The following is a 25,678-nucleotide window of genomic DNA, read 5'->3' on the forward strand; positions in this document are numbered from 1 at the left end:
ACAATCAGCCTTTTGTTTCCCTTAGCCATGCCTGAAGCGCGGCACAAATATCACTTTGCACTTGCTCTATTGTCTGTTGAGCGTTGATAACAACAATTGAAGGGTTTTCCGACGCTAGTTCAAGATACCGCTGACGCGTTCGCTCAAAAAAGCTAATGTCCATTCTTTCAATTCTGTCGAGCTCGCCACGACCACGGGCACGTTCCAACCCCACTTTAGGGTCGATATCTAAATATAAGGTTAAATCAGGTTCGAAGCCTTTAAGCGCGATATTTTTAAGAGCGCTCATTGTTTGAAGGTCAATTTCGCGACCTCCTCCTTGATAGGCCTGTGACGATAAGTCGTGTCTATCACCTACAACCCAATGCCCTTTGGCCAATGCTGGCTTAATCACCGTTTCGACCAACTGAATACGCGCTGCGTACATCAGTAATAGCTCCGAAGTGTCTTGTAACGCTTCGCCCTCATGTTCTTCTTTTACTAGCGCTCGCATTTTTTCAGCTAACACCGTTCCACCCGGCTCTCGCGTGTTAATAACATTAGCGATACCCGCTTTTTGTAACTCACTTAGAAGGGCATTAATCGCCGTGCTTTTACCAGCGCCTTCTAGCCCCTCTATAACGATAAATTTACCTTGTTTCATTTTTGACTTCTTAAATGTTTTAAATACTGTTGAACGGCTCGGTTATGATCTCTTAGATTTTTAGAGAACACGTGCCCTCCTGTTCCGCTCGCAACAAAATACAAATAATTGCTATCCTCTGGATGCAAAGCCGCGGCGATAGACGCTTCTCCGGCCATGGCTATCGGTGTTGGTGGCAGTCCATTAATGACATAGGTATTGTAAGGCGTTGACTCACGTAAATCTCGCTTGCGAATATTCCCTTTATATCGGTCACCCATTCCATAAATGACCGTTGGGTCCGTTTGTAGACGCATGCGTTTGTTTAATCGATTAACAAAAACCGCAGAGACACGTTCTCGTTCGGAAGCGACAGCGGTCTCTTTTTCAATAATGGATGCTAAGATCAACGCCTCATAAGGAGACTTCAATGGTAACTTCTCTTGCCTTGTCTGCCATTCAACATCCAAGACCCTCATTAAGTTTCGATGTGCTCGCCTCAGGATATCTAAGTCACTGTCACCCACGCTGTACTGATAGGTTTCAGCAAGAAACAACCCTTCTAATTTCGAGTGTTCAATTTGAAGCGCGTTGGCAATGTCTTGCTCTGACATTTTTGAAGTTTTATGAACTAAATGAGGCGCTACAGCTAACTGCTGCTGCCATTCGATAAACCGTGATCCTTCGATAAAAGTAATGGTCAATTGATACTCTTTCCCTGAAACCACCCTCAATAGTGAATCATTAAGGGTATCACCAGGCTTTAGTTGAAAGGTACCGACTTTGATATTAGCCAGCTCTGGGTGTAGGCGTCGAAGCAGCGGCTTGAACTCGCTGTCTTCAACCCATTTCTGGCCAACAATATGATTCACTATTGTCGCCAGACTATTGCCGGCTTTAACTGTAAGCAAAACGGGTTCTTCAATGACCAAAGATTGAGCTAAAAAGTTGGAAACTTGTTTATTGATGAACCAAAAACCGGCTACTGCGGTTACACACAAAAGCAAAAATAGTACTAATAGTTTTTTTACCACTGACCTAATCTCTCCTGAATATCCCTTGTTATGGTGCCGATCTTGAACGATGTCCCTGCGATTTGAGTAACAGGCGCAACACCAAGCAGGGAATTACAAATAAATAACTCCTGAGCCTCATATAATGAATCTAGTTGAAAATCACCGACCACGACTTGATAGCCTAAGATCTCTGCCTCTTGGAGAACACATTTCCGCATCACTCCAGATACACCACTTAAGTTCAATGCTGGCGTATACAGTGAGCCATCTGTGACCCAAAATAAATTCGCCATCGTCGTTTCGATTACATAACCATCGAGATTCAAGGCAATACCATCATGAAAGCCATGAGACTCTAACTCATCTTTCAATAATATCTGTTCAAGGCGGTTATTATGTTTGAGTCCTGCTAACAATGGGTTAATCCCGAGACGACGCTCACAAATTCCCAGATTTATCCCTTCAGATTGCCATTTTTGATACTGACTTGGATAAGAAAATGCACTGATTGTAATGAGAGGTGTTAACCCTTGAGGTGAATAACCACGACCGCCCTCACCTCGGCTGATGTGAATCTTCAAACCAGCTCGTTCTTGGAGAAGTGCATGGCTAACAAGCTCTTGTTCTAGGGGGGCCCAATTAGGGGCGGCGATGTTCAAAGCTGCTAGTGCCCTTTCTAATCGCTCAACATGCAAAGGCCAATGCTCAATCATGCCATGGCGAGTCAGCATCGTGGTGAAACAACCATCTCCGTATTGAAAAGAGCGGTCGGTCACTGAAACCGTCTTAATTTCATCACCCTTGCGCCAAAACATGCTTTCTCTCCATAAAAACAAAACGGCTTAATGCTAAGCATCAAGCCGTTAGAACTCAAGTTACTTTTTCGGGTAACGGTTACATCTTTTTAAAGATAAGCGAGCCATTTGTTCCACCGAAACCAAATGAATTACACAAAGCGTATTCCATTTCAACTTTACGAGCCGTGTGTGGTACGAGGTCTAGATCACAACCTTCATCAACGTTATCTAGGTTAATCGTTGGTGGAACCGTCTGATCAACTAAAGACATGATAGTGATGATAGATTCAACAGAGCCCGCTGCACCCAAAAGGTGGCCAGTCATAGACTTAGTTGATGAAACAACTACTTGCTTCGAACCTTCTTCGCCCAATGCACGCTTGATACCTGCGATTTCAGCGACATCACCGGCTGGAGTAGATGTACCGTGAGCGTTGACATAACCAATCTGCTCGCCAGTCAAACCAGCATCGCGCATTGCAGCTTCCATCGCCAAAGCACCACCAGAGCCGTCGGCACTTGGTGATGTCATATGATAAGCGTCGCCGCTCATACCAAAACCCACCAGTTCTGCGTAGATTTTTGCACCGCGAGCTTTCGCATGTTCGTACTCTTCAAGTACAACCATACCTGCTCCGTCACCAAGAACAAAACCATCACGGTCTTTGTCCCATGGACGAGAGGCTTTTTGAGGCTCATCATTACGCGTCGATAGCGCTTTTGCTGCACCGAAACCGGCCATACCAAGAGGCGTTGATGCTTTTTCAGCACCACCTGCTACCATCGCTTCTGCGTCTCCGTAAGCAATCATACGAGCTGCATGGCCAATATTGTGAAGGCCGGTAGTACACGCAGTCGAAATTGCGATGTTTGGACCACGTAGACCGCGAAGAATGGACAGTTGACCTGCAACCATATTAACAATCGTTGAAGGTACGAAGAAAGGGCTTACTTTACGAGGTCCTTTATTTACCAAAGCCTCATGACCTTTTTCTATAAGATCTAGACCACCGATACCGGAGCCGATAGCGACGCCTACACGAGCGGCATTTTCGTCGGTAACTGTAAGGCCTGAGTCCTCTAAAGCTTGAATACCCGCAGCGATGCCGTACTGAATAAACAGATCCATCTTGCGAGCGTCTTTTTTGGACAAATACACACTGCTATCAAAGTCTTTAACTAAGCCAGCAAAGCGAGTTGAAAATTCTGCTGTATCAAAGTGATCGATATCTACGATACCACTTTGACCCTCTAATAGGGCTTTCCATGAAGATTCTACGGTGTTGCCTACCGGTGACAACATACCCATGCCAGTGACAACAACACGACGCTTGGACATGATTTTATTCTCCGGGGGTTGATATATGATGATGAAAGGGGAAAGGTTGAACGAAACACAGGCGGCCAGAAGGCCGCCTGTTAGAGATATTACTGAGCGCTATTTACGTAGTCGATAGCAGCTTGAACAGTAGTGATCTTCTCAGCTTCTTCGTCAGGGATTTCAGTGTCGAATTCCTCTTCTAGAGCCATTACTAGCTCAACTGTGTCCAAAGAATCTGCACCTAGATCGTCTACAAAAGAAGCTTCGTTTTTAACTTCTGCTTCGTCTACACCTAGCTGTTCAACAATGATTTTCTTTACGCGTTCTTCGATGTTGCTCATTTTTTCTTTTCCTTTACAGATGTCGCTCAATGCGATGTTTCCGTAGTTTATTCTAACTGTTGAAAGTTGCAAGGGGGTCCTTGCTGGTCAAACCACAAACTTAGCGAATTTAACCGAAATTCAGTACTATTTTGACTTAAATCATGCACAAATGTTACACGGATCAAACCATGTACATGCCACCATTGACGTGAATTGTCTCGCCAGTAATGTAAGCCGCTTCAGGTGAGGCTAAAAATGCGACAGCTGAAGCAATCTCGCGCGGGTCACCTAATCGACCAGCCGGGACTGCCGATAGTGTAGCAGCTCGTTGCTCATCATTCAGCGCTTTTGTCATATCAGTTTCAATAAAACCTGGCGCAACTGTGTTCACCGTCACACCTCTTGAAGCAACTTCACGTGCCATTGACTTAGTAAAGCCGATCACGCCCGCTTTTGCTGCTGCATAGTTTGTTTGTCCAGCGTTACCCATAGTGCCAACAACTGAACCAACGTTGATAATACGACCGTTGCGTTTTTTCATCATTCCACGCAAAACAGCTTTAGAAAGACGGAAAATAGACGTCAGGTTTGTATCCATGATATCTGTCCATTCGTCATCTTTCATACGCATTAGCAAGTTATCACGGGTGATACCCGCGTTATTAACAAGAATGTCTAACGCACCAAAGTCACTATTGATCTGTTTAAGAACAGATTCAATCGACTCAACATCAGTCACGTTTAACGCAAGACCTTTACCGTTCTCGCCAAGATACTCGCTGATCGCTTCTGCACCACGTTCACTTGTCGCTGTACCAATAACGGTTGCGCCACGCTCAACTAATAGCTCAGCAATTGCACGTCCGATACCGCGACTTGCACCGGTAACCAGTGCAATTTTACCTTCGAGGTTTATCATTTCTTATTGTTCCTTAGATTACTTAGCCGCTTCTAAAGACGCTGCATCGTTAACAGCCGCTGCACTAAGTGTTTTTACGATACGTTTTGTTAAGCCTGTTAAAACTTTACCAGGGCCTAACTCTAACAATTTCTCAACGCCTTGCTCGTTCATTGACTGAACCGTTTCTGTCCAACGAACTGGGCTATAAAGTTGACGTACTAATGCATCTTTGATTTTCGCTGCATCCGTTTCTGCGACTACGTCAACGTTATTAATCACTGGGATAGATGGCGCATTAAATTCTAATGCCTCTAGAGCAACAGCCAACCTATCTGCAGCTGGCTTCATTAGTGCGCAGTGAGATGGCACCGATACTGGCAATGGCAGTGCACGTTTTGCCCCAGCTTCTTTACAAAGCGCACCCGCTCGCTCGACGGCGTCTTTGCTGCCAGCAATAACCACCTGACCAGGAGAGTTAAAGTTCACAGGAGATACCACCTCACCTTGAGCAGCTTCTTCACACGCTTTAGCAATAGACGCATCATCAAGACCGATAATCGCATACATTGCTCCGGTACCTGCTGGCACCGCTTCTTGCATCAATTGACCGCGAAGTTGCACAAGTTTAACCGCTTCTTTGAAGTCAATGACGCCTGCGCAAACTAACGCTGAGTATTCACCTAGGCTGTGACCTGCTAGCGTTAGGGGAGCTTCAGTACCCTGCTCTTGCCAAACTCGCCAAATCGCTACAGACGCCGTCAACAAAGCCGGTTGAGTGCGGTGTGTTTGGTTAAGATCTTCTGCTGGGCCATTTTGCACAAGCGCCCATAAATCGTAGCCCAATGCTTCAGATGCTTCAGCAAATGTCTTTTGAACCACGTCAAATTGCTCACCGAGCTCTGATAGCATACCTACTGTTTGTGAACCCTGACCAGGGAACACGATTGCGAAATTACTCATCGTTTTTTCCTTAAATGCAATGTCCAATATTAACGGACTCATTGAACTTGCTAATTACTTTCTAAATTGAGAACACCTTCGTCTAAAAACGAACCAGTGCTGAGCCCCATGTAAATCCGCCACCAAATGCTTCTAACAATAGCAGTTGACCGCGCTTAATTCTTCCATCTCTAACGGCTTCATCAAGAGCAGTTGGAACGGTCGCAGCAGAAGTATTGCCGTGACGATCCAAAGTCACCACGACCTGGTCCATAGACATACCCAGTTTCTTTGCCGTTGCCGAGATAATTCGATAGTTCGCCTGATGTGGCACTAACCAGTCAAGCTCTGACTTATCCATCTGATTCGCTGATAGTGTATCTTTAACTAGCTTTGACAATTGCGTCACCGCCACTTTAAACACTTCATTACCAGACATGTGAAGCCACTTTTCTAGCTCACCGCCTCGAACAGGCATCTCTAGGCTTAACAAGTCGCCAAATCGCCCATCGGCGTATGTGTGAGTCGAAATAATGCCTGGTTCTTCGCTTGCGCCAATTACCACAGCACCCGCTGCGTCACCAAACAAGATAATCGTCGAACGATCGATCTCTTCGACGGTTTTAGAAAGGGCATCCGAACCAATAACCAGAACATTTTTACACATACCTGAACGGATGTGTTGGTCCGCGATTGAAAGTGCATAGACAAAGCCTGTACACGCTGCTGCTATATCGAATGCTGGGCAGCCGGGAATGTCTAGTTGAGCCTGAACCTGACATGCAGATGACGGAAACGCATGACTGCTGCTGGTCGTCGCCACGATAATCATATCGATATCGTGTTTATCGATACCGGCCATTTCGATCGCATTGACCGACGCATGGTAAGCCATATCCGCAACGGATTCATCTTCAGCTGAGATCCGGCGTTCTTTGATGCCTGTGCGACTTACGATCCATTCGTCATTCGTATCAACCATTTTTTCAAGATCTGCGTTGGTACGAACTTGTGATGGCAGGTAGCTGCCTGTGCCTAATATTTTACTATACATGAAGACTAATACTGCCTCTCGAATAAGACCGCTTCTAAGCGATCACTGATACGCGTCGGTACTTGACGATTAACTTCGTGTACCGCTTCTCCTATGGCGTTCACAACGGCCGAAATGTCGGCACTGCCATGGCTTTTTATAACTATGCCGCGCAATCCTAACAAACTTGCACCATTATACTGGTCGGGGTTCAGCGTTTTCAGCTCAGTGATAACATCAGAGAAAAGCATTCGCGCCAACCATCCTTTGACACCAGAAGCACTCATTTTTGATTTCAACTTGTCAACAAATAGCTGTGCAGTACCTTCACATGCCTTCAACACTGAGTTACCCACGAAGCCATCACAAACTATCACGTCTGCGGCATCATGAAAGAGTTCATTACCTTCTATGTAGCCAATATAGTGAACAGATTTAGTCTGAGAAAGTAGCTCAGAGCATCGCTTCACTAAATCGTTACCTTTGATTTCTTCAGCACCTATATTCAATATAGCGACTCTTGCGGGCTTACCAAGATGCTCTTCTGCTAAAGCACTGCCCATCACCGCGAACTGAAACAAGGACTCCGAGTCTACTGATACATTAGCCCCAAGATCCAGCATCCATGTTTTATTTCCTTTGGAAGTCGGAAGCGCTGTCACTAAAGCGGGTCTATCAATACCTGGAAGAAGCTTAAGACGAAAACGAGACAAGGCCATCAAAGCGCCGGTATTACCGCCGCTCACACACGCATCGACTTGTGAAGATTCAACTAGATCGATGGCTACACGCATTGAAGTATCGTGACTATTACGAAGCGCTAAAGAAGGTTTTTCGGAATTAGAAATAACTCGGTCACAGTGCTCTACTCGCAAACGAGTTTCGCCCGTGTAACCAATTTTTTGGAGTTGCGTTCTAATGGCATTTCTATCACCAACTAGAACCACTTTCAGCTCTGGGAAATGAGACAGTGCCTGCACGGCGGCAGGCACTGTGACGCAGGGACCGAAATCCCCGCCCATTGCATCAAGTGCAACGGTTATATTTTGCAAAGGTCAACCTTACTTGTTGATAACCTTTTTGCCACGGTAGTAACCGTCAGCAGTCACGTTGTGACGTAGGTGAGTTTCACCTGAAGTTGCGTCTACAGATAGAGCACTAGTCGTTAGTGCATCGTGTGAACGACGCATACCACGCATTGAACGTGACTTTTTGCTTTTTTGTACGGCCATTGACCCTACTCCTATGTTAATGCTTAAAAATTATCGCTTTAAGCTTTTCAAAACATCGAATGGATTCGGTTTATCTTCCACAGTTTCCTCTGGAATGTCACCAAACACCAAGTTATTTGAATTAACGCTACAATCTGCTTCGTCGTGCATCGCTATTTGAGGCATGTTCAAGATAAACTCGTCTTCAACTAGCTGTATAAGATCTACTTCACCGTACTCGTTCAGATCTACCAAATCGTACTCTTCCGGTGCTTCCTCTTCACTTTTCTCGCTAAAAAAAGGAGTATAAGTGAATTGGACTTCGCATTCGTGTGCGAAAACCTCATTACAACGTTGACACTCTAAATCGACTTCTATGTTAGCTTTACCAGAGATAACAATCAGTCGCTGTTCATCTAGCCCAAAGGACAATGTGACGTTAGCATCGCGTTTTACGCCTTCAACCGACTCGTTCAAGCGCTTAAAAAGACTGACTTGGATGATACCATCGTAATCAGTTCGTTTCTGTGCCGCTTTACCCGGGTCAACCGTTCGCGGTATTTTTACCTTTTGCATAGGGCGCGAATATTATCTTCCAAATCAAATTTAGTCAAAGAAAAAGGCAAAATAATTGTACTTTTTTTGCCAATGGATTAAGAATTTAGGATTACCTCACTTGGTGAGCATCCTAGCTACTCATGATAAAGAACAAACTTAATAAAATGAACCATTATCGACTTATTTTAGCCTCAACTTCATCTTATCGTGCCGAACTCCTTGATAAGCTCGGACTGGACTATGAGACATACTCTCCCAATGTTGATGAAACGCCGTGTGAGAATGAAGACGCCAAATCTCTGGTAATGCGTCTTGCACAAGCAAAAGCAAAAGCGGGAAATAACGGACCAAATGCTCTCGTCATCGGCTCAGATCAAGTCTGTGTTATTGACGGCAACATCATTGGCAAGCCCGGGGATCGGGAGACAGCCATTGCGCAATTACAGGCGCAGTCAAATAAAACAATCCACTTTTATACTGGATTGGCACTGTTTAACACCGAGACACGCCAATGCCAAACCAGACTGGATACTTTTTCAGTCACCTTTCGAGCTCTCAGTGAGGAGCAAATTACGCGTTATGTTGATATTGAGCAGCCTTATTTTTGTGCCGGTAGTTTCAAGAGTGAAGGTCTTGGCATCGCTCTGTTTTCAAAGCTATCGGGTAAAGATCCAAATACACTGGTTGGTTTGCCACTCATTGATTTAGTCGACATGCTGGCCAACGAAGGGGTTCACCCCTTTTAGTAGGCAATATCAAACAGACAACAAACTAAGAGGGTAACGAGCCCTCTTAGTTATTCAGGAGGCATGGTTTTTCAGAAGACACCAACTAGTTAATTGCGTAGTTTTTCGATCGTTCGCAGCAACTTCCCTTCCATATCGGCATCAAACTCAACCTTTTCATCATTGGCTGGGTGAATAAACTGAATATGAGCGGCATGCAAAAACAGCCGATCGAGACCAAACTTACCAGTATAAGCATCGAACCGTCTGTCGCCATAGCGATCATCCCACGCAATCGGGTGTCCGGTATATTGTGTATGAACGCGAATTTGATGCGTACGACCGGTAATAGGGCTAGCCTGCACCAACGTAGCATGTTCGAATTGCTCCAGTACTTTAAATCGCGTTTCAGACGGCTTACCGTTAGGGTTTACACGGACAATACTGTTGACTTCATTTTTTAGCAGTGGTGCTTTCACTACTTTACAACTCGGTTTCCATTGCCCCATCACCAAAGCGAAGTAATACTTCCTAACCGTTTTTTCTCGAAACTGTGCTTGCAAGTGACGCAACGCTGAACGCTTTTTGGCGACAAGAAGAATCCCCGATGTATCGCGATCGATACGATGAACAAGCTCTAAAAAACGAGCTTGAGGGCGTAAGGCCCGCAATGCCTCTATTGCACCAAATTTTAAGCCACTTCCGCCGTGAACTGCGGTACCTGATGGCTTATTAAGTACTAATAGGTGGTCATCTTCGTAGATGATTTTTTCTTCGAGCTCCGCAACTTTACTTAACTTAGTACTAACCGGAGCATCATCAGTTTTTTCTTCCATGGTGACAGGAGGAATTCTCACCATATCGCCAGCTTTTAATTTGTACTCTGCTTTAACGCGTTTTTTGTTAACACGCACTTCCCCTTTGCGAACGATTCTGTAAACCACGCTTTTAGGGATGTTTTTCAATTGGCCTCGCAGAAAGTTATCAATGCGTTGGCCCGCCATATCTTCGTCGATGTCGACAAACTGGACTTTAGTTCTAATTTCACTCATTTCGTGATTATAACACTCAATGCATCGAGAAAATAACGCTTATTCTGATTAAATCATCGACTTTTTGCTCCGATAGTTTTTGCCGTTATACGGGAAAGCCCCGCATGGATAAGATGTGGATAAATTTTGAGCCAAAAGTACACATTTGCAGCAACCATTACCAAACACCTATTTTTTTCAACATGTTAACGGGCTCTGAACCCAAATAAAGTCGATTTTTTTTATGGTTTAGAACAAAGCAGATTGCTGATATTTACTGTCGCTGCTATAGTTCACACCTGCAATAGAGTATTAGAATAGATTTTACACTTTCTACTAATGTCCTCTTTGCGATATTTAAATGAGTAGATTGCTTAGTATTGACACGCAGCAAATGGCATCAGACGTGGATAACTAAGAAGACTTGTCACCTACTCATCGTAGACTCGTGTTGAGTAACTACCGCCTAATTTGCGGATCACACTGGCAAAAAGTCATTGTGATAACTGAAGTGTCCGAGAGCACCCCTTTCCAGCCGTGAGGTTGCACTTAATTTAGCCATGGGGTCAGACACCACGAGCAACGACATACAGTGGCAAGAGCAATTTGAAAATATAGAAAATACAACGAGAATTTCTACAATGAAAAGAATGTTAATTAACGCAACTCAAAAAGAAGAGTTGCGTGTCGCTTTGGTCGATGGCCAGCGACTTTTCGATCTTGATATCGAAAGTCCAGGTCACGAATCTAAGAAAGCGAATATATACAAAGGACGTATCACCCGAGTAGAGCCTAGTCTAGAAGCTGCTTTTGTTGATTACGGTGCCGAGCGCCACGGTTTCCTCCCTCTTAAAGAAATTGCCCGCGAATATTTCCCACAAGGTTATACCTATCAAGGTCGCCCTAGCATTAAAGAAGTGCTTAGCGAAGGCCAAGAAGTTATCGTCCAAGTTGAGAAAGAAGAGCGCGGTAGCAAAGGCGCAGCCTTAACTACCTTTATTTCTTTAGCCGGAAGTTACCTTGTGCTAATGCCAAATAACCCTCGAGCTGGCGGTATCTCTCGTCGTATCGAAGGTGATGAGCGCACTCAGCTCAAAGCAGCCTTAAGCACTCTTGAGCTACCTCAAGGTATGGGTTTAATCGTGCGTACAGCTGGTGTTGGAAAAAGCGCTGAAGAACTTGAGTGGGACTTAAACGTACTGTTAAACCACTGGGGGGCTATTAAAGGAGCCTCCGACGCAAATCCTGCGCCTTTCCTTATCCACCAAGAAAGTAATGTGATCGTTCGCGCGATCCGTGACTACTTGCGTCGTGATATCGGCGAGATTTTGATCGATAGCAACACGATATTTGAACGTGCACAACAGCACATTCAATTGATTCGTCCAGATTTTGCAAGCCGCGTTAAAAAGTACGATGGTGAAGTTCCACTGTTTAGTCACTATCAAATTGAAAGCCAAATCGAGTCCGCATTCCAGCGCGAAGTTCGTTTGCCATCTGGTGGTTCGATCGTTATCGACCCAACAGAAGCATTAACTTCTATCGATATTAACTCCGCTCGTGCAACGAAAGGCAGTGACATCGAAGAGACCGCACTCAACACTAACTTAGAAGCAGCGGATGAAATCGCTCGCCAGTTGCGTTTACGCGACCTCGGCGGTTTGGTCGTCATCGACTTTATCGATATGACCCCTGTTCGTCATCAAAGAGAAGTCGAGAATCGCTTAAAAGATGCCGTTCGACTTGATCGTGCTCGCGTTCAAATCGGCCGTATTTCACGCTTCGGTCTTCTTGAAATGTCGCGCCAACGTCTGAGCCCATCATTAGCCGAAGCAAGTCATCACATTTGCCCTCGCTGTACTGGTACTGGTGTTGTTCGAGACAACGAGTCTTTGGCTCTATCTGTTCTTCGTCTAATTGAAGAAGAAGCCCTAAAAGATAATACGTCACAAGTTCTGGCCATTGTTCCAGTCCCTATTGCGTCTTATCTGCTCAACGAGAAACGTCGCTCTGTTAACCACATTGAGCGAGTACAAGACGTCAAGATCACCGTAGTGCCAGATTCCGATATGGAAACACCGCACTTTGAAGTCGTTCGCGTACGTGAAGGTGAAGAACTTGATCTTCTTTCTTACCTACTTCCAAGAAAAATGGAAGCTCTCAAAGAAGCTGAAAGCAAAGAACCAAGTGAAGTTGAAGTAAAACCACGTAAATTGGAGCAACCGGCTCTGCAAGGTTTTGCTGCACCAACTCAAAGCGCTCCAGCTCCGACTCCAACACCGAAGGCAAAAGACAAACCAGCGGAAGCTAAACCAAGTGAACCAGGTTTGGTGTCTCGTCTATTCAAGGCTATTGCTGGATTATTCTCTTCAAAAGAAGTTGAAGTCGAAAAGACACCGTCAAAAGAAGAGAAGCAGCAAGACAAGCGTGATAATCGCCAACGTCGTAATCGCAGTGACCAACGCCGCCGAGGTAATCAAGAAGGTCGCGACAACGATCGTAATCGTAATCGTAATCGTCGCAAGCCTGCAGCGAAAGAAGATACAATTGAAGAATCTCGTGACAACGCTGAAGCTCGCAAACCTCAAAACCGCCGTAACAAGCAAAATGATCGCCGTGGAAATACCAAGAAACGCGAAGATGATGCGAGCAAGTCGAAAGTAGCTGAGCAAGGTCAACAACTAGCAACTGAAGCGCAAGCTGAAAAGAAAGTAGTTCGCGATGAAGAGAAAGCGAACAAAGTCAAAGAGCGTCGTCAACGTCGTAAACTGACAAAGCAGATCCGCGTTAAAGATCAAGTTGCAAGCAAAGCTGCTGAGAAAGAGAAAAAACCGGCGGCTGTTGCCAAAGAAACTGCTGATAAGCAGAAGCTAGACGACGCACAACCTAAAACAGCTCAAGGTGACACTGCACAAGAAGAACCTAAGCAACGTCGTAATCGCCGTTCACCGCGTCATCTTCGTGCTAGTGGGCAGCGTCGTCGTCGTGGCCGCGATCGTCGCCCTAACCCGTTCCGCTTGCGTAGCGGTGGCGTAGCATCTCCTGAAATGTCAATGGGTAAGGTTATGCCAAGTTACGGCATCACTAAGCCAGTTGCGAAGCAAAAACCGGTAGCAGAGCAAAGCCCTGTGAACGAGAAAGCAGAGTCGCAAGAGCAATCGGTAATTCTAGGTGGTTTCGCTTGTCCAGAAATGTCGATGGGTAAAGTGATCATTGTTAAAGAACCATACTTGCAAGACGCTCCGAAAACTGAAAGTAAGGCCAAAGAAGAACCACAACAAGTAGCTCAACCTATCGTTGAAGAGTTGCCTGTTGTAGAGTCAGCACCTGAAAACTCAGAAGTTGTTGAGAATTCAACGGTAGACGTTGAAGTTGTTGAGACTCCTAACGTTGGCGCTCCTGTAGCTGCCCAAAGCAAACCTGCAAAGCAGCAAGTTTCGCTTCAAGCTGAGAAAGTTGCTGTAAAAGCGCCTCAACAGTTCAAAGGTCATGCTACCGCCCCAATGGCAAAAGCATCGGGAAGCAATGAAGTGAAGGAAATCACTATCGTAGCTGCGCCTCTAAAAACTGAACGTTACCAAGCAAAAGGTGCTGGAAGCCAAGCCGCGACCAACAAAGCATCTGCCGGTATGACTAAGCCTAATTACTAAGCTTCGTTCTACTACCAACGGAAAAGGCTGCTCATAGAGCAGTCTTTTTTTTCCCTTTCCTACCCTAATTGAAGTACAAGCTATCGTTACACCTTGTTTCATTATTGAACTTATAGTGACATTTCTGTAGGATCGAGCCCCTTATACATTACTCTGTCGCAATATCGTATCTTCGAAGCATTGATTAACTCAATCGGTTGAATCTACCCTTTTGAAAATGCCGCTTTCTACTTGTGTTGACGAGCTACAAGGCTCATACCGGTGAAAAAAGCGCGTATTGACTAACTTTGATAATTCGCGCTCATTGTAATTCTCTGTCTCTAACCCTATAAATGTTGAGCTAAAATGTTTGAGTTCCCACAATTTTCAAAGCACTCTGTAAAAAATGATGTGTTGTCAGGCCTTACCGTTGCCTTAGCACTTGTTCCAGAAGCCGTAGCGTTCGCCTTCGTGGCTGGCGTCGATCCAATGGTTGGCCTATACGCCGCGTTTATCGTCGGTTTGATCACGTCTATATTCGGTGGTCGTCCTGGTATGATTTCGGGGGCAACAGGCGCTATGGCTGTTGTAATGGTCAGCCTAGTGGCTACTCATGGTGTCCAATACCTATTCGCTGCCATACTCATTGCTGGTGTCCTGCAGATTTCCGCAGGACTATTCAAGCTGGGTAAATTTATTCGAATGGTACCGCACCCTGTGATGATTGGCTTCGTTAATGGTTTGGCCATTGTTATCTTTTTAGCTCAGCTGGGTCAGTTCAAAGCACCTGATCTATCAGGCGCGTTAACATGGCTGCCACAAGGTCAAATGTTGCTTATGCTTGGCTTGGTTGGCCTGACTATGGCTATCATCCACTTTTTACCAAAATTCACGACCGCTGTACCATCTTCTTTAGTGGCAATAGTAAGCGTAACATTACTCGTACAAGGTCTTGATCTTGAAACCCGCACAGTGGTCGACTTCCTAAGAACAATGTCGGGTGATATCAATGCGACCCTAGCAGGTTCACTACCAACATTTTCGGTCCCGGTCGTACCGTTGACTTTAGAAACGCTGCAAATCATCCTACCTTATGCAATCATCTTGGCTGCAATTGGCTTGATCGAGTCATTGTTGACATTGACAGTGTTGGATGAGATGACTAACACTCGCGGTCAATCAAACCGAGAGTGTGTAGGCCAAGGCCTAGCAAACGTCACTTGTTCGATGTTTGGAGCAATGGGCGGGTGTGCAATGATTGGTCAATCAATGATCAATGTTAACTCAGGTGGTCGTGGTCGACTTTCAGGTATCGTTGCGGCGGTAGCCTTACTGATGTTCATTTTGTTCGCAGCAGCACTTATTGAAATGATCCCACTAGCCGCACTCGTCGGCGTTATGTTCATGGTGGTTATTGGTACCTTCGAATGGGCTACATTTAAACTCGCACGTCGAGTACCTAAACGTGATTTCTTCGTCATTGTTTTAGTGACTGTCGTAACCGTACTCACAGATCTAGCAGTCGCCGTAGCCGTAGGTGTCATCGTTTCTGCGCTAATGTTTGCCTGGGAACACGCTAAACACATCTATGCGAGCAGTAACACCAATGCTGACGGTTCGAAAGAGTATCACATCAATGGTCCTATCTTTTTCGGTTCAGCCGCTAATTTCCTCGAGCTGTTTGATTCAAAAAATGACCCTGAAGATGTCATTGTTGATTTTGCAAATTCCCGCGTTGCCGATCATTCGGCTATCGAAGCGATAGAAACGCTTGCTGAGCGCTATAATGCCGTAAATAAAACGCTGCACCTTCGTCACTTGAGCCCAGACTGCCGAGCCCTTCTGCACAAGGCTGGTAGCTTAGTCGAGATCAATGTAAAAGAGGATCCAAGCTATAAAGTCGCCACCGATATATTAGCTGGTTAAACACAAAAAAGGGGCCGATGGCCCCTTTTTCCTATTTGATGGTTTAGCGTCAATCTATCAGGCTATCAGCTTTTACTCTGACGATATCACTCTGATCACCTTGAAACTGTCTCTTCAGTTCTGATTTACTTTTAAAGGCTATCTCACCACCCGCTGCGACACTCATGTGCTCGGGATTTACATTGTGCTTTGACTGATACAGCATTACGGCTTGCATACAAGAGTTTCTTTGCTCTTGCGACAAAGCAGCACCCTCTGGCCATTTACCTGTTTCACACGCGTAGGTGAGCCTGTCATACACATCCGGCGTCATTGCCGCCAATAGTTGTTCTACGTCCATAATATGTCCTTAGTCTCTTTTAAATTGCTCCACTGCATTTATACGAGACATGTACTATTCTGCATCGAAATAGTATTGAGAATTGAGAGGTTAATTCCTTACTGAAAACATAACGCGATGCTACACTGAGTCAAGTTACCACCAACAAATAAGTGTCTCTGATCACAAGTGTTATGACATGCCATTAATCCGCACCCTTTTATACGCCTTAGTTGCGCTTTCTCTTACCGGATGCTTTCAAAGTCGGAAGAACACTGACCAACTGTGTAAAAACAATGAATCACTCGAATGCAATAAAATGAACGTCAATGATGGTCAATGCAGAGTTGCCCGTACAGATGTTATCTGGCACCGCCACCAGGCACAAGGCGATGTCAGCGAGCGATCAAAAATAGAGGAGTTTAGACTTTTTAAAACCTATCAGAAATGCTTAGAGCTCGCCTCACAAATTCAGCCGATAGAACAAGCTGATTTAAAAGCGCTCCGATACAACGCCCTAGTGTATACCATTGATGAACAGACCCGAATTTCCGATGAACTCACAAATACTTCTGCGCCAGAAACATTGTACTTTCTTTGGAGTGAAACTGGCAGTCGCCTCGCGAGACAACAGTTTCTTCGGCTGGAAGGAACCGGTGCCTTAGAGACCAGCTCCTTACAATATGCGCTCGCAACTTACTACACCACTCGCGACAAAGAGAAAACCATTGTTCTCCTTCACAGAGCATTAGAGCTCACAGCGAAAGATGATCTCAATGTGGATATCATTAAATCGCTCGCGAGTGTTAATCAAAGTCTGGGCCGTTATGAACAGTCATATACATGGGCAATGGTGGGACGACATTTCAATGTCCCTATTGCTAATGACAACGAACTGAGGCTGCTATACCCTTTCGGCGACACAACCTTCACGAAGCTAAACAGCAAAGCCAATGAAATTATCAGTAGCATCGAAAAAGGCACATACCAACAATCGTACCACCAAAACCACTGACATTCTTAACAGTAACTAATCTGACGAAAATGTATCATTTTGAAAAAATGATACATTTTTTTTGTCTATTACTCACAAATTGTCAGTTTTGTTGAAAATTAACGACACTGAGTTTACACAATAGCGCTCCCCCGTGGTCGTCGGGCCATCAGTGAAAACGTGCCCCAAATGGCTGTCACACGTTGCGCAGCGTATCTCGACACGTTGCATTCCGTGACTGAGATCATTCAAATACCGTACAGCTCCGTTATTAATAGGGGCATCAAAGCTAGGCCACCCACAACCTGAGTCGTACTTATTATCTGAGCTAAACAGTGGCGTTTTGCAGCAAGTACATTGATATGCTCCGGTTTCTTTATTGTGAAGCAGTGTCCCGCTGTAAGGGGGTTCGGTCCCCCCTTGCCGACAAACACGATACTGCTCGTCAGTAAGCTCTTGACGCCAATCCTCACTTGACTTCGTTACTCTTTTAGATTCGTTCACGATTTACTGTACACTCCGTTTGTTATCGTCTAAATTTTAGTCACTGGATAGTTAACTTACGGGATTAATTGAGCTGTAGCTCGTTTTTTCTGTTGCGGCGAAAACTGTATGAGTAATGTTAACCTATATTAAAATAAAGGTTAATAACATCATTTGTACACTATACAACCACCACAAAAGTTCAAAAAAACGTCATTTAATACCAAATGTTAAGAAAAGGGACACTTTTTTTTGACTTTAGACAAGTTAAGTCCGATTATCTATTGCAGTTGAATACTGGATTCTGTAATTTTACTACCAGTTATCTTTAAACAGAAATTAAGTTGTGGAGCAACATAATGACTATCAAAGTAGGTATTAACGGTTTTGGCCGTATCGGTCGTTTCGTATTTCGTGCAGCGCAAGAGCGCAACGATATTGAAGTTGTAGGTATTAACGACCTAATCGACGTAGAGTACATGGCATACATGCTTAAGTACGATTCAACACACGGCCGTTTCAACGGTACTGTTGAAGTTGAAGGTGGTAACCTAATCGTTAACGGTAAAACTGTACGTGTAACTGCTGAGCGTAACCCAGAAGAACTAAAATGGGATGCTATCGGTGTTGACGTTGTTGCTGAAGCAACTGGTCTTTTCCTTACTGACGAGACTGCACGTAAGCACATCACTGCTGGTGCTAAGAAAGTAGTTCTAACTGGCCCTTCTAAAGACGCAACTCCAATGTTCGTTATGGGTGTGAACGATTCAACTTACGCTGGTCAAGACATCGTGTCTAACGCTTCTTGTACTACTAACTGTCTAGCGCCTGTAGCTAAAGTTCTTAACGACAAGTTCGGTATCGAGTCTGGTCTTATGACAACAGTTCACGCTACTACAGCGACTCAAAAAACTGTAGATGGCCCTTCTGCTAAAGACTGGCGCGGTGGTCGTGGTGCTTCTCAAAACATCATCCCATCTTCAACTGGTGCTGCTAAAGCAGTAGGCGTAGTTCTTCCAGAACTAAACGGCCTTCTAACTGGTATGGCTTTCCGTGTACCAACTGCTAACGTATCTGTAGTTGACCTAACTGTTAACCTTAAGACTGCTGCATCTTACGAAGCAATCTGCGCTGCTATGAAAGAAGCATCTGAAGGCGAGCTTAAAGGTGTTCTAGGTTACACTGAAGACCAAGTAGTATCACAAGATTTCATCGGTGAAGTTCAAACTTCAGTATTCGATGCTAAAGCGGGTGTTGCTCTAACTGACAAATTCGTTAAAGTTGTATCTTGGTACGACAACGAAATCGGTTACTCAAACAAAGTTCTAGACCTAGTTGCTCACATCTCTAAGTAATGTAAGCAGTTAGCGAAGAATTTCGTTAGGAAAAAGGCGACTATTTAGTCGCCTTTTTTGTATCTGAAACCTTATGTTTTGAAAGCAAATCAGACTCAACGTTAGGTTTCCTTGTAGAATATTTGCTGTAGGAAAAGTGATTATGGATTTACATACTCTCCCTGCTCTATCTGTCCTCTCTGACTGTGTCACTATCGTTAAGAAAGATGATGTTAAATTCGTACGTATCATCCACGAGAAAGCGATTGCTGGTATAGCCTTACTAGGTGCACATGTGGTGTCGTACCAGCCAAACGGTCACGATGATCTTATATGGATGAGTAACAGTGCTAAGTTTGACGGCAAAACAGCACTTCGTGGCGGCATCCCGATCTGCTGGCCATGGTTTGGGCGTATAGCCGCACCGGCACATGGATTCGCGCGCAACAGCGAATGGACATTACTTGAACATCGTGAAAACGAAAATGGTGTCATTGTCAGTCTTGGCTTACCATGCACAGAATCCAGCCTGGCTATTTGGCCGCATCAGTTTAATGCCATTCTTAATATTGAAGTAGGCGACCAACTTAAAGTTACCCTTGATGTCACCAACACAGATACCACACCATGGACTTTTTCTGGTGCGTTACACACTTACCTTCACGTGGGTGATGTTCGCGAGAGCGAGACTCGAGGAATGGGCGCTGAGTACCTCGATAGTCTACAAAACGGTAAACTGTGCCATGGTGGCGAACTTCTTATTGTCACTGATACCATTGATCGCGTTTATACAAAACCGCAACAGCGTATTGAGGTTAGTGACAAAGTTAAGCAACGCACCTTATCAATAGAGAACCATGGACATAACTCTGCTGTACTTTGGAATCCATGGGCAGTAGGTGCACAAGGTATGGCTGACATGGACAATGACGGCTACCTCAACATGTTATGTGTAGAATCAACCTTGCATGCAGATTCACTCGAAAACGGTCATACTCTTCAACCGCAACAGTCCTATCAGTTAGCAACGACTCTCTCGGTACGTACTAACGACAAATAGTTGTCTTATACCCGAGTGGTAAATTGCACCCAATGCAAGATATGGTTAGACTTACGGGAAATTATCCCGTGAGTCTTTTTTATGTCTTATCAGTGCCCTATTTGTCACTCTAAACTGTCTATCACTGAGCGCGCTTATACTTGTGAGAATCGCCATCAATTTGATATGGCTAAGGAAGGCTACGTAAACTTAATGCCTGTTCAGCACAAACGCTCAAAAGATCCTGGTGATAACAAAGAGATGATGCTGGCTCGCCGAGCATTTCTAGAACACGATTATTATCACCCACTACGGGAAATCGTTGCAGACAAGCTCATAGAGTTTGCCTGTAGGCCTTTGCAAGCGGTCGTTGATATTGGGTGTGGAGAAGGCTACTACACCCAAGAGTTTGCTCGTCGCGCCAAACAAAGTAATGAGCACTGCCAAACTTATGGCCTCGATATCTCAAAAGCCGCCATTAAATTCGCGGCAAAACGTTACCCAAACGTCGCATTCTCTGTTGCATCAAGTCATCGACTGCCATTCTTTGATGACACCCTTGATAGCATCATCCGTATTTATGCTCCTTGTAAACATGAAGAGCTATTACGTTGCTTAAAAGATGGTGGCACTATGATCACCGTAACCCCAGCTTCGCATCACCTCTATGAGCTAAGAGAATTAATCTATCAAGACGTCAATCTGCACGATGAGAACGCAGAAGATATCGCAGGGCTGACATTGATCAGCGAACAAACGCTGACCTACCCAATGCACCTAACTGGCAAACAATGTCTCGACCTATTGCAAATGACGCCTTTTGCATGGAAAGCGGATGATGCTCTTAAGGCCAACCTGGCAGAGCGCAAAGAATTTGAGTGTCGTGCAGATTTTATGATCCGTGTATATAAAAAACAATCAAAATCCATTTAACACCCTAGAACACCGGATAAGGCTCTACCACGACCCTGTGTTTGCGCCAGAGCCTACGCATCTCGGAACTTGAAGGTTTGTGGATTATCGCTATCTTGTATATGAAGATTCACCTTGGGGGAATACCATGCATTATCGATTAGCGTTTCTTAGTTCATTCATCCTCGCTGGCTGCGCTAGTAATGCTACTCCTGAGTTAGCAAAATCTCACTTTCCATTACACAATACGAAAAACACTCCGAACACGCTTTATGATTATCAGCTGCTTTCACCCACCACAGAAGCGCTCCAACTTGGCTCACTACCAGACAAGATCGTCCAAGCCGATGTGGTCTTAATCGGAGAATGGCACACTCATACAGGTATTCACCGATTTCAAACGGATCTTTTAAACCAGCTTAGCTTTCGCAATGATACCGCGCTGTCCTTAGAGCAATTTTCGCGCGACAAACAAGAGATACTCGACCAGTATTTGCGCTCTGAGATTGGCGAACAAACATTGATTCAGGACGCTCAAACCTGGCCAAACTATGAAAGTGATTACCGCCCGTTGATCGAACTAGCAAAGTCACATTCTATCGATGTTATCGCCAGCAACGCTCCTCGACAAGTAGTGCGATGCATTGGGCGTAAAGGTGTTGGTTATCTCGAACAATTAGATTCAAAACAGCGCAACCATGTCGCGACTGTTATTGACACACAAGCTTCGCCATACAAAAACAAGTTTATGTCGTCTATGCATCATGGCGATCCACAACAAACGGACAATCAATTTGCCGCACAATTGACGTGGGATGCGACGATGGCAGAAAGCATTGTTGATTACCTAAACAAACGTCCTGGAAAACAAGTTATCCATATTGCGGGAACCTTCCACGTAGAGCAAGGCTTGGGCATCGCAGCACAAATTCGTAGACTTAATTCCAATTTGAAGATCACTATCATCACGCCGTCTTCATCAAAGCCACTTACCCAGGGCAGCGATTATACTTTATTGGTCTTGCCGCTGCCGGCGCGTTACGTACAACAAGAAAACCGCCTGAAAGCCTATCAATCGCTTCATAAGCGTAACGACACACTAAACTGCGATATAGAAACCCCCACTGATTAAAAAAGCATCGATACTTGGCGCGTCTATTGCAATATATCGAAGAGCCATACCAGATAACTTTTACAAAAGTTTTTCGTATGGCAGCCGATAACCCAATATAGACCAAGGATGGAGATTCATATGCAAGTCAGTCAATCCAATGTCAATGTCGCTACAAATGAGCCCAAAATCATTGCCAACGCGAAACCTGAAGCCGGTGACGGCAAAGTGTTGCCATCTTCACCTAATGTTTCGGACAGCGTCTCTATTTCCGCTCGGGCTCAAGCACTGTATGAGCAAGACAAAAAACCGTTAGAACAGGGCGGCAATAAATCTGATAACGAGACCAGTAAGTCGGTCAAATCTTTCGCTCACGGCGCGCTAGGTATGGACCACCCTGACGCGATCAAAGAGCAGGAAGACGCGAGCTACTCTGCTGGACAATATGTGTCAGCGGCCGCGACAATTGGCGCTCTTATTTTAGCTTTAGCTTAATCACCACCATTAATCGATACCACAAAGAAGCCAAGTTGTGCCAATAGGTACCGTTCTAGATAATGCCGAAAATTTTCTTTCGATACTTCCTATGAACTCCTTTTTTAAACTCATCGATAAAGTCACGTTTTGGGGTGCTATTACCCTATTGCTTTCCGTCATACTGCCTTTAATCGCGTACCCAGAACAAGGTGCGTTGTTGATTGGCCAAGCTAAAGCCATTATGACGGATAAACTTGGCTTTCTTTACCTTTCACTCGGTCTGGCCGCCTTCTTCTTTATGGTGTTCATCATCTTTAGTGACATTGGCCAAATCAAATTGGGGCAAAATGGCGAATCTCCCGAGTTTGCCACCAGCTCTTGGGCGGCAATGTTATTTTGCGGCGGCATTGGTGCTAGCATCCTATATTGGGGATGCATTGAATGGGCATACTACTATCAATCGCCTCCGTTCCAGCTAGAAGCTGGCAGCGAAGAAGCGATTCGCTGGGCTGCGACATACGGCTTATTCCACTGGGGGCCAATAGCCTGGTCTATCTACCTCATCCCCGCTATTCCAATTGCTTATTTCTATTACGTAAGAAAACAGCCCGCCCTAAAAATCTCTAGTGCCCTCGTGCCTATTCTTGGCGAAAAGCACTCAACTGGCCTTGGCGGAAAGCTGGTCGATATTTTGTTTATCTTTGGTCTTCTTGGTGGCGCGGCTACGACTTTAGGCCTTGCAGCTCCCCTCATCAGCGAAGGTCTGAACGTGTTATTTAACCTTCCTAAAACAACCGTTAGCCAGGTTGCTGTTTTGGGTATTTGTACCGCTATTTTCGCATACTCCTCCTTTGCAGGGCTTGAAAAAGGCATCAAGGTTCTCAGTAATATCAACTTCTGGGGCGCAATGCTATTGCTTGCTTTTGTTCTAGTATTTGGACCAACCATATTCATTTTAGAAACAGGACTCGACTCACTCGGCCGCATGATGTCCAACTTTTTTGTGATGGCGACATGGGCAGAACCATTTGGTGGCTATGGATCATTTGAGAATACTCATTTCCCACAAGACTGGACCATCTTCTACTGGGCTTGGTGGCTTGTGTTTGCACCGAGTATGGGACTGTTTGTTGCGAGGATCTCTAAAGGGCGAACCATCAAACAAATGGTGGCAGGATCACTGTTTTTTGGCTCGTGCGGGTGCTTTCTATTTTTTATGATTTTGGGCAACTACGGACTTTCATTACAGCTTTCCGGTCAACTGGATATTGTCTCAATTCTTAATACTGAAGGGGCGACAAAGGTCATCTTCTCAATGTTAGATGCGCTACCCTATTCGACACTGGTCATAGCGCTTTTTACCTTACTATGTATTATCTTTACTGCGACAACCTTTGACTCGATTTCCTATATTTTGGCGTCGGTCGTACAAAAGGATGTAACGCAAGAACCAATGCGTTGGAATCGACTATTCTGGGCATTTACTCTTAGCTTTTTGCCTGCTGTTCTGATGTTCCTAGGTGGTTTAAGCACTTTGCAAACGGCGGCTATTGTTGGAGGTCTGCCATTACTGGTGATTTCCGTCATGCTAATGATGTCTGCTGTCAAAGCCATCACTTTAGATATTCGTCATCAAGACGACTACGTGGAACCCACTATCAATATTGAAGAACTGCCTGAAATCGATCCTTGGTCTAAAGAAGGTGTGGCACTCGCTCAGTTTGAGAAATTTAAAGACGCTGCACAAATTGCAGCAGATAATGAACGTGATTTGTTGCATCAAATCGGCGCAATCAAAAAGCAAATACGAGCGTATGCGTTAGAGCATCGTGATAGTGAGGTCGATAGCGAGCATACCCTCCCGGCGGATCTTTCAAAGCAACTTGCAGACAAAATGGAAGAGTTAACTCAGGCTCAAGCAGAGCGGCAAGCATCATCGAGTGCGGCTCAAGAGGCTCGACTGCGCTTTTCGGAACTTAGTCTCATCAGCTAAGAATTTCACTAGCGCGACATCAATATGACGCACACCAGTGGCGCACGTTATGTCGCTACGTATACAACAAAGCCCCTAGCTACTAGGGGCTTTACGGTTGATAAGTGACGGTATGTACTTTCGGCTAACGAAGCCAGTTTAATGTCCCACTCCACAGCTCTTTATCAAGAGATTCAATTCTCATTAGCTGTTTGTAATGAAATGCTTCTTGATAGCAATCAGATTCACTCATCACACCCAACGTTTTAAATTGGCTAAAAATACTTAGCAATGACATCACTCTTTTTAGCTTATCATCTCGCTGAAAACATCGGTTAATAACAAAACCAAGCTTAATGTTACTTCTCTTATACAAATGCTTTTCAATCAAAGTGTTTATAAACGGCAAAGAGGCATGAAGATCCACCGGCGACGGCTGCATTGGTATAATGATGTAGTCTGCATATCGAAGATAACGTGTAAGCTCTGGCTCGGAAAAGTTAGCCGGCGAGTCCATGATAATATAGTCTGAATCGGCGTTAACCCGCAGAGTCATCCCCATACTCGACATGCTACGCATTGCCGGATTATAGCTCTGGCAAGGAATATCATTGATGTTTTCAGCCCAACCATAAGTAGACTGTTGATTATCAAAATCAATTAGCTCGACTTTATTATCTTTTTCGATGAGTTGGCTGATCAATCCCGCTGAAAATGTCGACTTACCAACACCGCCTTTCAAATTCAGGACGATGATTTTTTTTGCTCTTGCGTGTGCAATACCGATCTTTTGCGCTTTTCGCTCACCTAGTACCGTGTAATTTCGCAAGTCTTTTTCAGTTCTATCTAACAAGCTCCTACGACCAATTATGCCATCCAAATCACCACCTCCTGTCGATTTCCTAGTCCGCCGCCTCCATCAACCGATATACACTGCTCATAAAGGCATGGTTACCAACAACTAAACTTCTATAGGCTGTATTATTGACTTTATCGATATTGAAG

The 25,678-nt window shown here is 44.8% G+C and carries 25 protein-coding genes; 10 read left to right on the forward strand and 15 right to left on the reverse strand.

All coding sequences use genetic code 11. The features are described from left to right. Window positions 1-4 precede the first annotated feature (4 nt). The 11 genes from tmk to yceD all read right to left on the reverse strand — a co-directional run bounded on the left by tmk (window position 5) and on the right by yceD (window position 8,739). Entirely contained in the window at window positions 5-643 is a 639-nt protein-coding gene (gene tmk / locus LNL84_RS01200) for a dTMP kinase (RefSeq protein ID WP_244354475.1), read from the reverse strand. Beyond that, window positions 640-1,656 carry an endolytic transglycosylase MltG gene (gene mltG, locus LNL84_RS01205; protein WP_244354477.1) on the reverse strand — a complete coding sequence of 339 codons (1,017 nt, stop codon included), beginning with the start codon at window positions 1,654-1,656 and terminating at the stop codon, window positions 640-642. Before mltG ends, tmk begins: the two co-directional genes overlap by 4 nt. Continuing rightward, complete coding sequence (gene pabC / locus LNL84_RS01210) at window positions 1,650-2,453, reverse strand: aminodeoxychorismate lyase (protein ID WP_244354479.1); 804 nt, start codon at window positions 2,451-2,453, stop codon at window positions 1,650-1,652. The genes mltG and pabC overlap by 7 nt, the downstream gene beginning before the upstream one ends. 79 nt (window positions 2,454-2,532) lie before the next feature. Beyond that, window positions 2,533-3,774, reverse strand: coding sequence for a beta-ketoacyl-ACP synthase II (gene fabF, locus LNL84_RS01215; protein WP_244354481.1), 1,242 nt, complete (start codon window positions 3,772-3,774; stop codon window positions 2,533-2,535). Window positions 3,775-3,863: 89 nt separating this feature from the next. After that, window positions 3,864-4,097, reverse strand: coding sequence for an acyl carrier protein (gene acpP, locus LNL84_RS01220; RefSeq protein ID WP_004406112.1), 234 nt, complete (start codon window positions 4,095-4,097; stop codon window positions 3,864-3,866). Window positions 4,098-4,260: 163 nt separating this feature from the next. Further along, on the reverse strand, window positions 4,261-4,998 hold the full coding sequence (fabG, locus tag LNL84_RS01225; protein WP_244354483.1) for a 3-oxoacyl-ACP reductase FabG: 738 nt from the start codon (window positions 4,996-4,998) through the stop codon (window positions 4,261-4,263). Window positions 4,999-5,016: 18 nt separating this feature from the next. Then, window positions 5,017-5,940: an ACP S-malonyltransferase gene (gene fabD / locus LNL84_RS01230; protein WP_244354485.1), complete on the reverse strand. Its 924-nt coding sequence runs from the start codon at window positions 5,938-5,940 to the stop codon at window positions 5,017-5,019. An 82-nt stretch (window positions 5,941-6,022) separates the two neighbouring features. Then, window positions 6,023-6,973 carry a beta-ketoacyl-ACP synthase III gene (locus tag LNL84_RS01235; protein WP_244354486.1) on the reverse strand — a complete coding sequence of 317 codons (951 nt, stop codon included), beginning with the start codon at window positions 6,971-6,973 and terminating at the stop codon, window positions 6,023-6,025. A 5-nt stretch (window positions 6,974-6,978) separates the two neighbouring features. Continuing rightward, window positions 6,979-8,004, reverse strand: a complete 1,026-nt coding sequence (plsX, locus tag LNL84_RS01240; RefSeq protein ID WP_244354488.1) for a phosphate acyltransferase PlsX — start codon at window positions 8,002-8,004, stop codon at window positions 6,979-6,981. A gap of 9 nt (window positions 8,005-8,013) precedes the next feature. Then, window positions 8,014-8,184 (reverse strand): 50S ribosomal protein L32, encoded by a 171-nt coding sequence (gene rpmF / locus LNL84_RS01245; RefSeq protein ID WP_017025198.1) that lies wholly within the window; start codon window positions 8,182-8,184, stop codon window positions 8,014-8,016. Between the two features lie 30 nt (window positions 8,185-8,214). Continuing rightward, window positions 8,215-8,739, reverse strand: coding sequence for a 23S rRNA accumulation protein YceD (yceD, locus tag LNL84_RS01250; RefSeq protein WP_244354490.1), 525 nt, complete (start codon window positions 8,737-8,739; stop codon window positions 8,215-8,217). Window positions 8,740-8,885: 146 nt separating this feature from the next. Here yceD and LNL84_RS01255 point away from each other — a divergent pair, with 146 nt between their 5' ends. Beyond that, a complete protein-coding gene (locus tag LNL84_RS01255; RefSeq protein WP_244354492.1) occupies window positions 8,886-9,467 on the forward strand; it encodes a Maf family protein in 582 nt (193 codons plus the stop codon). An 89-nt stretch (window positions 9,468-9,556) separates the two neighbouring features. Here the strand turns inward: LNL84_RS01255 and rluC are convergent, their stop codons facing one another. Next, window positions 9,557-10,498 (reverse strand): 23S rRNA pseudouridine(955/2504/2580) synthase RluC, encoded by a 942-nt coding sequence (rluC, locus tag LNL84_RS01260; RefSeq protein ID WP_244354494.1) that lies wholly within the window; start codon window positions 10,496-10,498, stop codon window positions 9,557-9,559. A gap of 620 nt (window positions 10,499-11,118) precedes the next feature. Here rluC and rne point away from each other — a divergent pair. Both rne and LNL84_RS01270 read left to right on the forward strand, forming a co-directional pair. After that, window positions 11,119-14,127, forward strand: a complete 3,009-nt coding sequence (gene rne, locus LNL84_RS01265) for a ribonuclease E (RefSeq protein WP_244354496.1) — start codon at window positions 11,119-11,121, stop codon at window positions 14,125-14,127. Between the two features lie 345 nt (window positions 14,128-14,472). Then, complete coding sequence (locus LNL84_RS01270; RefSeq protein ID WP_244354498.1) at window positions 14,473-16,032, forward strand: SulP family inorganic anion transporter; 1,560 nt, start codon at window positions 14,473-14,475, stop codon at window positions 16,030-16,032. A gap of 49 nt (window positions 16,033-16,081) precedes the next feature. Here the strand turns inward: LNL84_RS01270 and LNL84_RS01275 are convergent, their stop codons facing one another. Further along, a complete protein-coding gene (locus LNL84_RS01275; protein WP_244354500.1) occupies window positions 16,082-16,372 on the reverse strand; it encodes a YeaC family protein in 291 nt (96 codons plus the stop codon). Between the two features lie 178 nt (window positions 16,373-16,550). Here LNL84_RS01275 and LNL84_RS01280 point away from each other — a divergent pair, with 178 nt between their 5' ends. After that, window positions 16,551-17,366, forward strand: coding sequence for a DUF2989 domain-containing protein (locus tag LNL84_RS01280; RefSeq protein WP_244354502.1), 816 nt, complete (start codon window positions 16,551-16,553; stop codon window positions 17,364-17,366). Window positions 17,367-17,438: 72 nt separating this feature from the next. Here the strand turns inward: LNL84_RS01280 and msrB are convergent, their stop codons facing one another. Then, window positions 17,439-17,849, reverse strand: a complete 411-nt coding sequence (gene msrB / locus LNL84_RS01285; RefSeq protein ID WP_425244270.1) for a peptide-methionine (R)-S-oxide reductase MsrB — start codon at window positions 17,847-17,849, stop codon at window positions 17,439-17,441. Window positions 17,850-18,187: 338 nt separating this feature from the next. On the opposite strand from msrB, the gene gap reads away from it, so the two are divergent. The 6 genes from gap to LNL84_RS01315 all read left to right on the forward strand — a co-directional run bounded on the left by gap (window position 18,188) and on the right by LNL84_RS01315 (window position 24,694). Next, window positions 18,188-19,183, forward strand: a complete 996-nt coding sequence (gene gap, locus LNL84_RS01290) for a type I glyceraldehyde-3-phosphate dehydrogenase (protein ID WP_244354505.1) — start codon at window positions 18,188-18,190, stop codon at window positions 19,181-19,183. Window positions 19,184-19,325: 142 nt separating this feature from the next. Continuing rightward, on the forward strand, window positions 19,326-20,222 hold the full coding sequence (locus LNL84_RS01295) for a D-hexose-6-phosphate mutarotase (protein ID WP_244354507.1): 897 nt from the start codon (window positions 19,326-19,328) through the stop codon (window positions 20,220-20,222). Between the two features lie 81 nt (window positions 20,223-20,303). Further along, the gene (rlmA, locus tag LNL84_RS01300) at window positions 20,304-21,134 is read left to right on the forward strand and encodes a 23S rRNA (guanine(745)-N(1))-methyltransferase (protein WP_244354509.1); all 831 of its coding nucleotides are present in this window, start codon (window positions 20,304-20,306) and stop codon (window positions 21,132-21,134) included. Window positions 21,135-21,261: 127 nt separating this feature from the next. Then, entirely contained in the window at window positions 21,262-22,245 is a 984-nt protein-coding gene (locus LNL84_RS01305; RefSeq protein ID WP_244354511.1) for a ChaN family lipoprotein, read from the forward strand. Window positions 22,246-22,365: 120 nt separating this feature from the next. Then, window positions 22,366-22,719, forward strand: coding sequence for a hypothetical protein (locus tag LNL84_RS01310; protein WP_244354513.1), 354 nt, complete (start codon window positions 22,366-22,368; stop codon window positions 22,717-22,719). Window positions 22,720-22,810: 91 nt separating this feature from the next. After that, entirely contained in the window at window positions 22,811-24,694 is a 1,884-nt protein-coding gene (locus tag LNL84_RS01315; RefSeq protein WP_244354515.1) for a BCCT family transporter, read from the forward strand. Window positions 24,695-24,818: 124 nt separating this feature from the next. On the opposite strand, the gene LNL84_RS01320 is transcribed toward LNL84_RS01315, so the two are convergent. After that, window positions 24,819-25,553 (reverse strand): ParA family protein, encoded by a 735-nt coding sequence (locus LNL84_RS01320; RefSeq protein WP_244354517.1) that lies wholly within the window; start codon window positions 25,551-25,553, stop codon window positions 24,819-24,821. Window positions 25,554-25,678: the final 125 nt, after the last annotated feature.

The organism is Vibrio gelatinilyticus, assembly GCF_022836845.1.
GTDB lineage: Bacteria > Pseudomonadota > Gammaproteobacteria > Enterobacterales > Vibrionaceae > Vibrio > Vibrio gelatinilyticus.

Bases quoted from the DNA above. Each gene is read 5' to 3' on its own strand.
- tmk (WP_244354475.1), bottom strand. From the start codon at position 643: ATGAAACAAGGTAAATTTATCGTTATAGAGGGGCTAGAAGGCGCTGGT.
- pabC (WP_244354479.1), bottom strand. From the start codon at position 2,453: ATGTTTTGGCGCAAGGGTGATGAAATTAAGACGGTTTCAGTGACCGAC.
- fabF (WP_244354481.1), bottom strand. From the start codon at position 3,774: ATGTCCAAGCGTCGTGTTGTTGTCACTGGCATGGGTATGTTGTCACCG.
- acpP (WP_004406112.1), bottom strand. From the start codon at position 4,097: ATGAGCAACATCGAAGAACGCGTAAAGAAAATCATTGTTGAACAGCTA.
- fabG (WP_244354483.1), bottom strand. From the start codon at position 4,998: ATGATAAACCTCGAAGGTAAAATTGCACTGGTTACCGGTGCAAGTCGC.
- fabD (WP_244354485.1), bottom strand. From the start codon at position 5,940: ATGAGTAATTTCGCAATCGTGTTCCCTGGTCAGGGTTCACAAACAGTA.
- LNL84_RS01235 (WP_244354486.1), bottom strand. From the start codon at position 6,973: ATGTATAGTAAAATATTAGGCACAGGCAGCTACCTGCCATCACAAGTT.
- rpmF (WP_017025198.1), bottom strand. From the start codon at position 8,184: ATGGCCGTACAAAAAAGCAAAAAGTCACGTTCAATGCGTGGTATGCGT.
- yceD (WP_244354490.1), bottom strand. From the start codon at position 8,739: ATGCAAAAGGTAAAAATACCGCGAACGGTTGACCCGGGTAAAGCGGCA.
- LNL84_RS01255 (WP_244354492.1), top strand. From the start codon at position 8,886: ATGAACCATTATCGACTTATTTTAGCCTCAACTTCATCTTATCGTGCC.
- rluC (WP_244354494.1), bottom strand. From the start codon at position 10,498: ATGAGTGAAATTAGAACTAAAGTCCAGTTTGTCGACATCGACGAAGAT.
- rne (WP_244354496.1), top strand. From the start codon at position 11,119: ATGAAAAGAATGTTAATTAACGCAACTCAAAAAGAAGAGTTGCGTGTC.
- LNL84_RS01270 (WP_244354498.1), top strand. From the start codon at position 14,473: ATGTTTGAGTTCCCACAATTTTCAAAGCACTCTGTAAAAAATGATGTG.
- LNL84_RS01275 (WP_244354500.1), bottom strand. From the start codon at position 16,372: ATGGACGTAGAACAACTATTGGCGGCAATGACGCCGGATGTGTATGAC.
- LNL84_RS01280 (WP_244354502.1), top strand. From the start codon at position 16,551: ATGCCATTAATCCGCACCCTTTTATACGCCTTAGTTGCGCTTTCTCTT.
- gap (WP_244354505.1), top strand. From the start codon at position 18,188: ATGACTATCAAAGTAGGTATTAACGGTTTTGGCCGTATCGGTCGTTTC.
- LNL84_RS01295 (WP_244354507.1), top strand. From the start codon at position 19,326: ATGGATTTACATACTCTCCCTGCTCTATCTGTCCTCTCTGACTGTGTC.
- rlmA (WP_244354509.1), top strand. From the start codon at position 20,304: ATGTCTTATCAGTGCCCTATTTGTCACTCTAAACTGTCTATCACTGAG.
- LNL84_RS01305 (WP_244354511.1), top strand. From the start codon at position 21,262: ATGCATTATCGATTAGCGTTTCTTAGTTCATTCATCCTCGCTGGCTGC.
- LNL84_RS01310 (WP_244354513.1), top strand. From the start codon at position 22,366: ATGCAAGTCAGTCAATCCAATGTCAATGTCGCTACAAATGAGCCCAAA.
- LNL84_RS01315 (WP_244354515.1), top strand. From the start codon at position 22,811: ATGAACTCCTTTTTTAAACTCATCGATAAAGTCACGTTTTGGGGTGCT.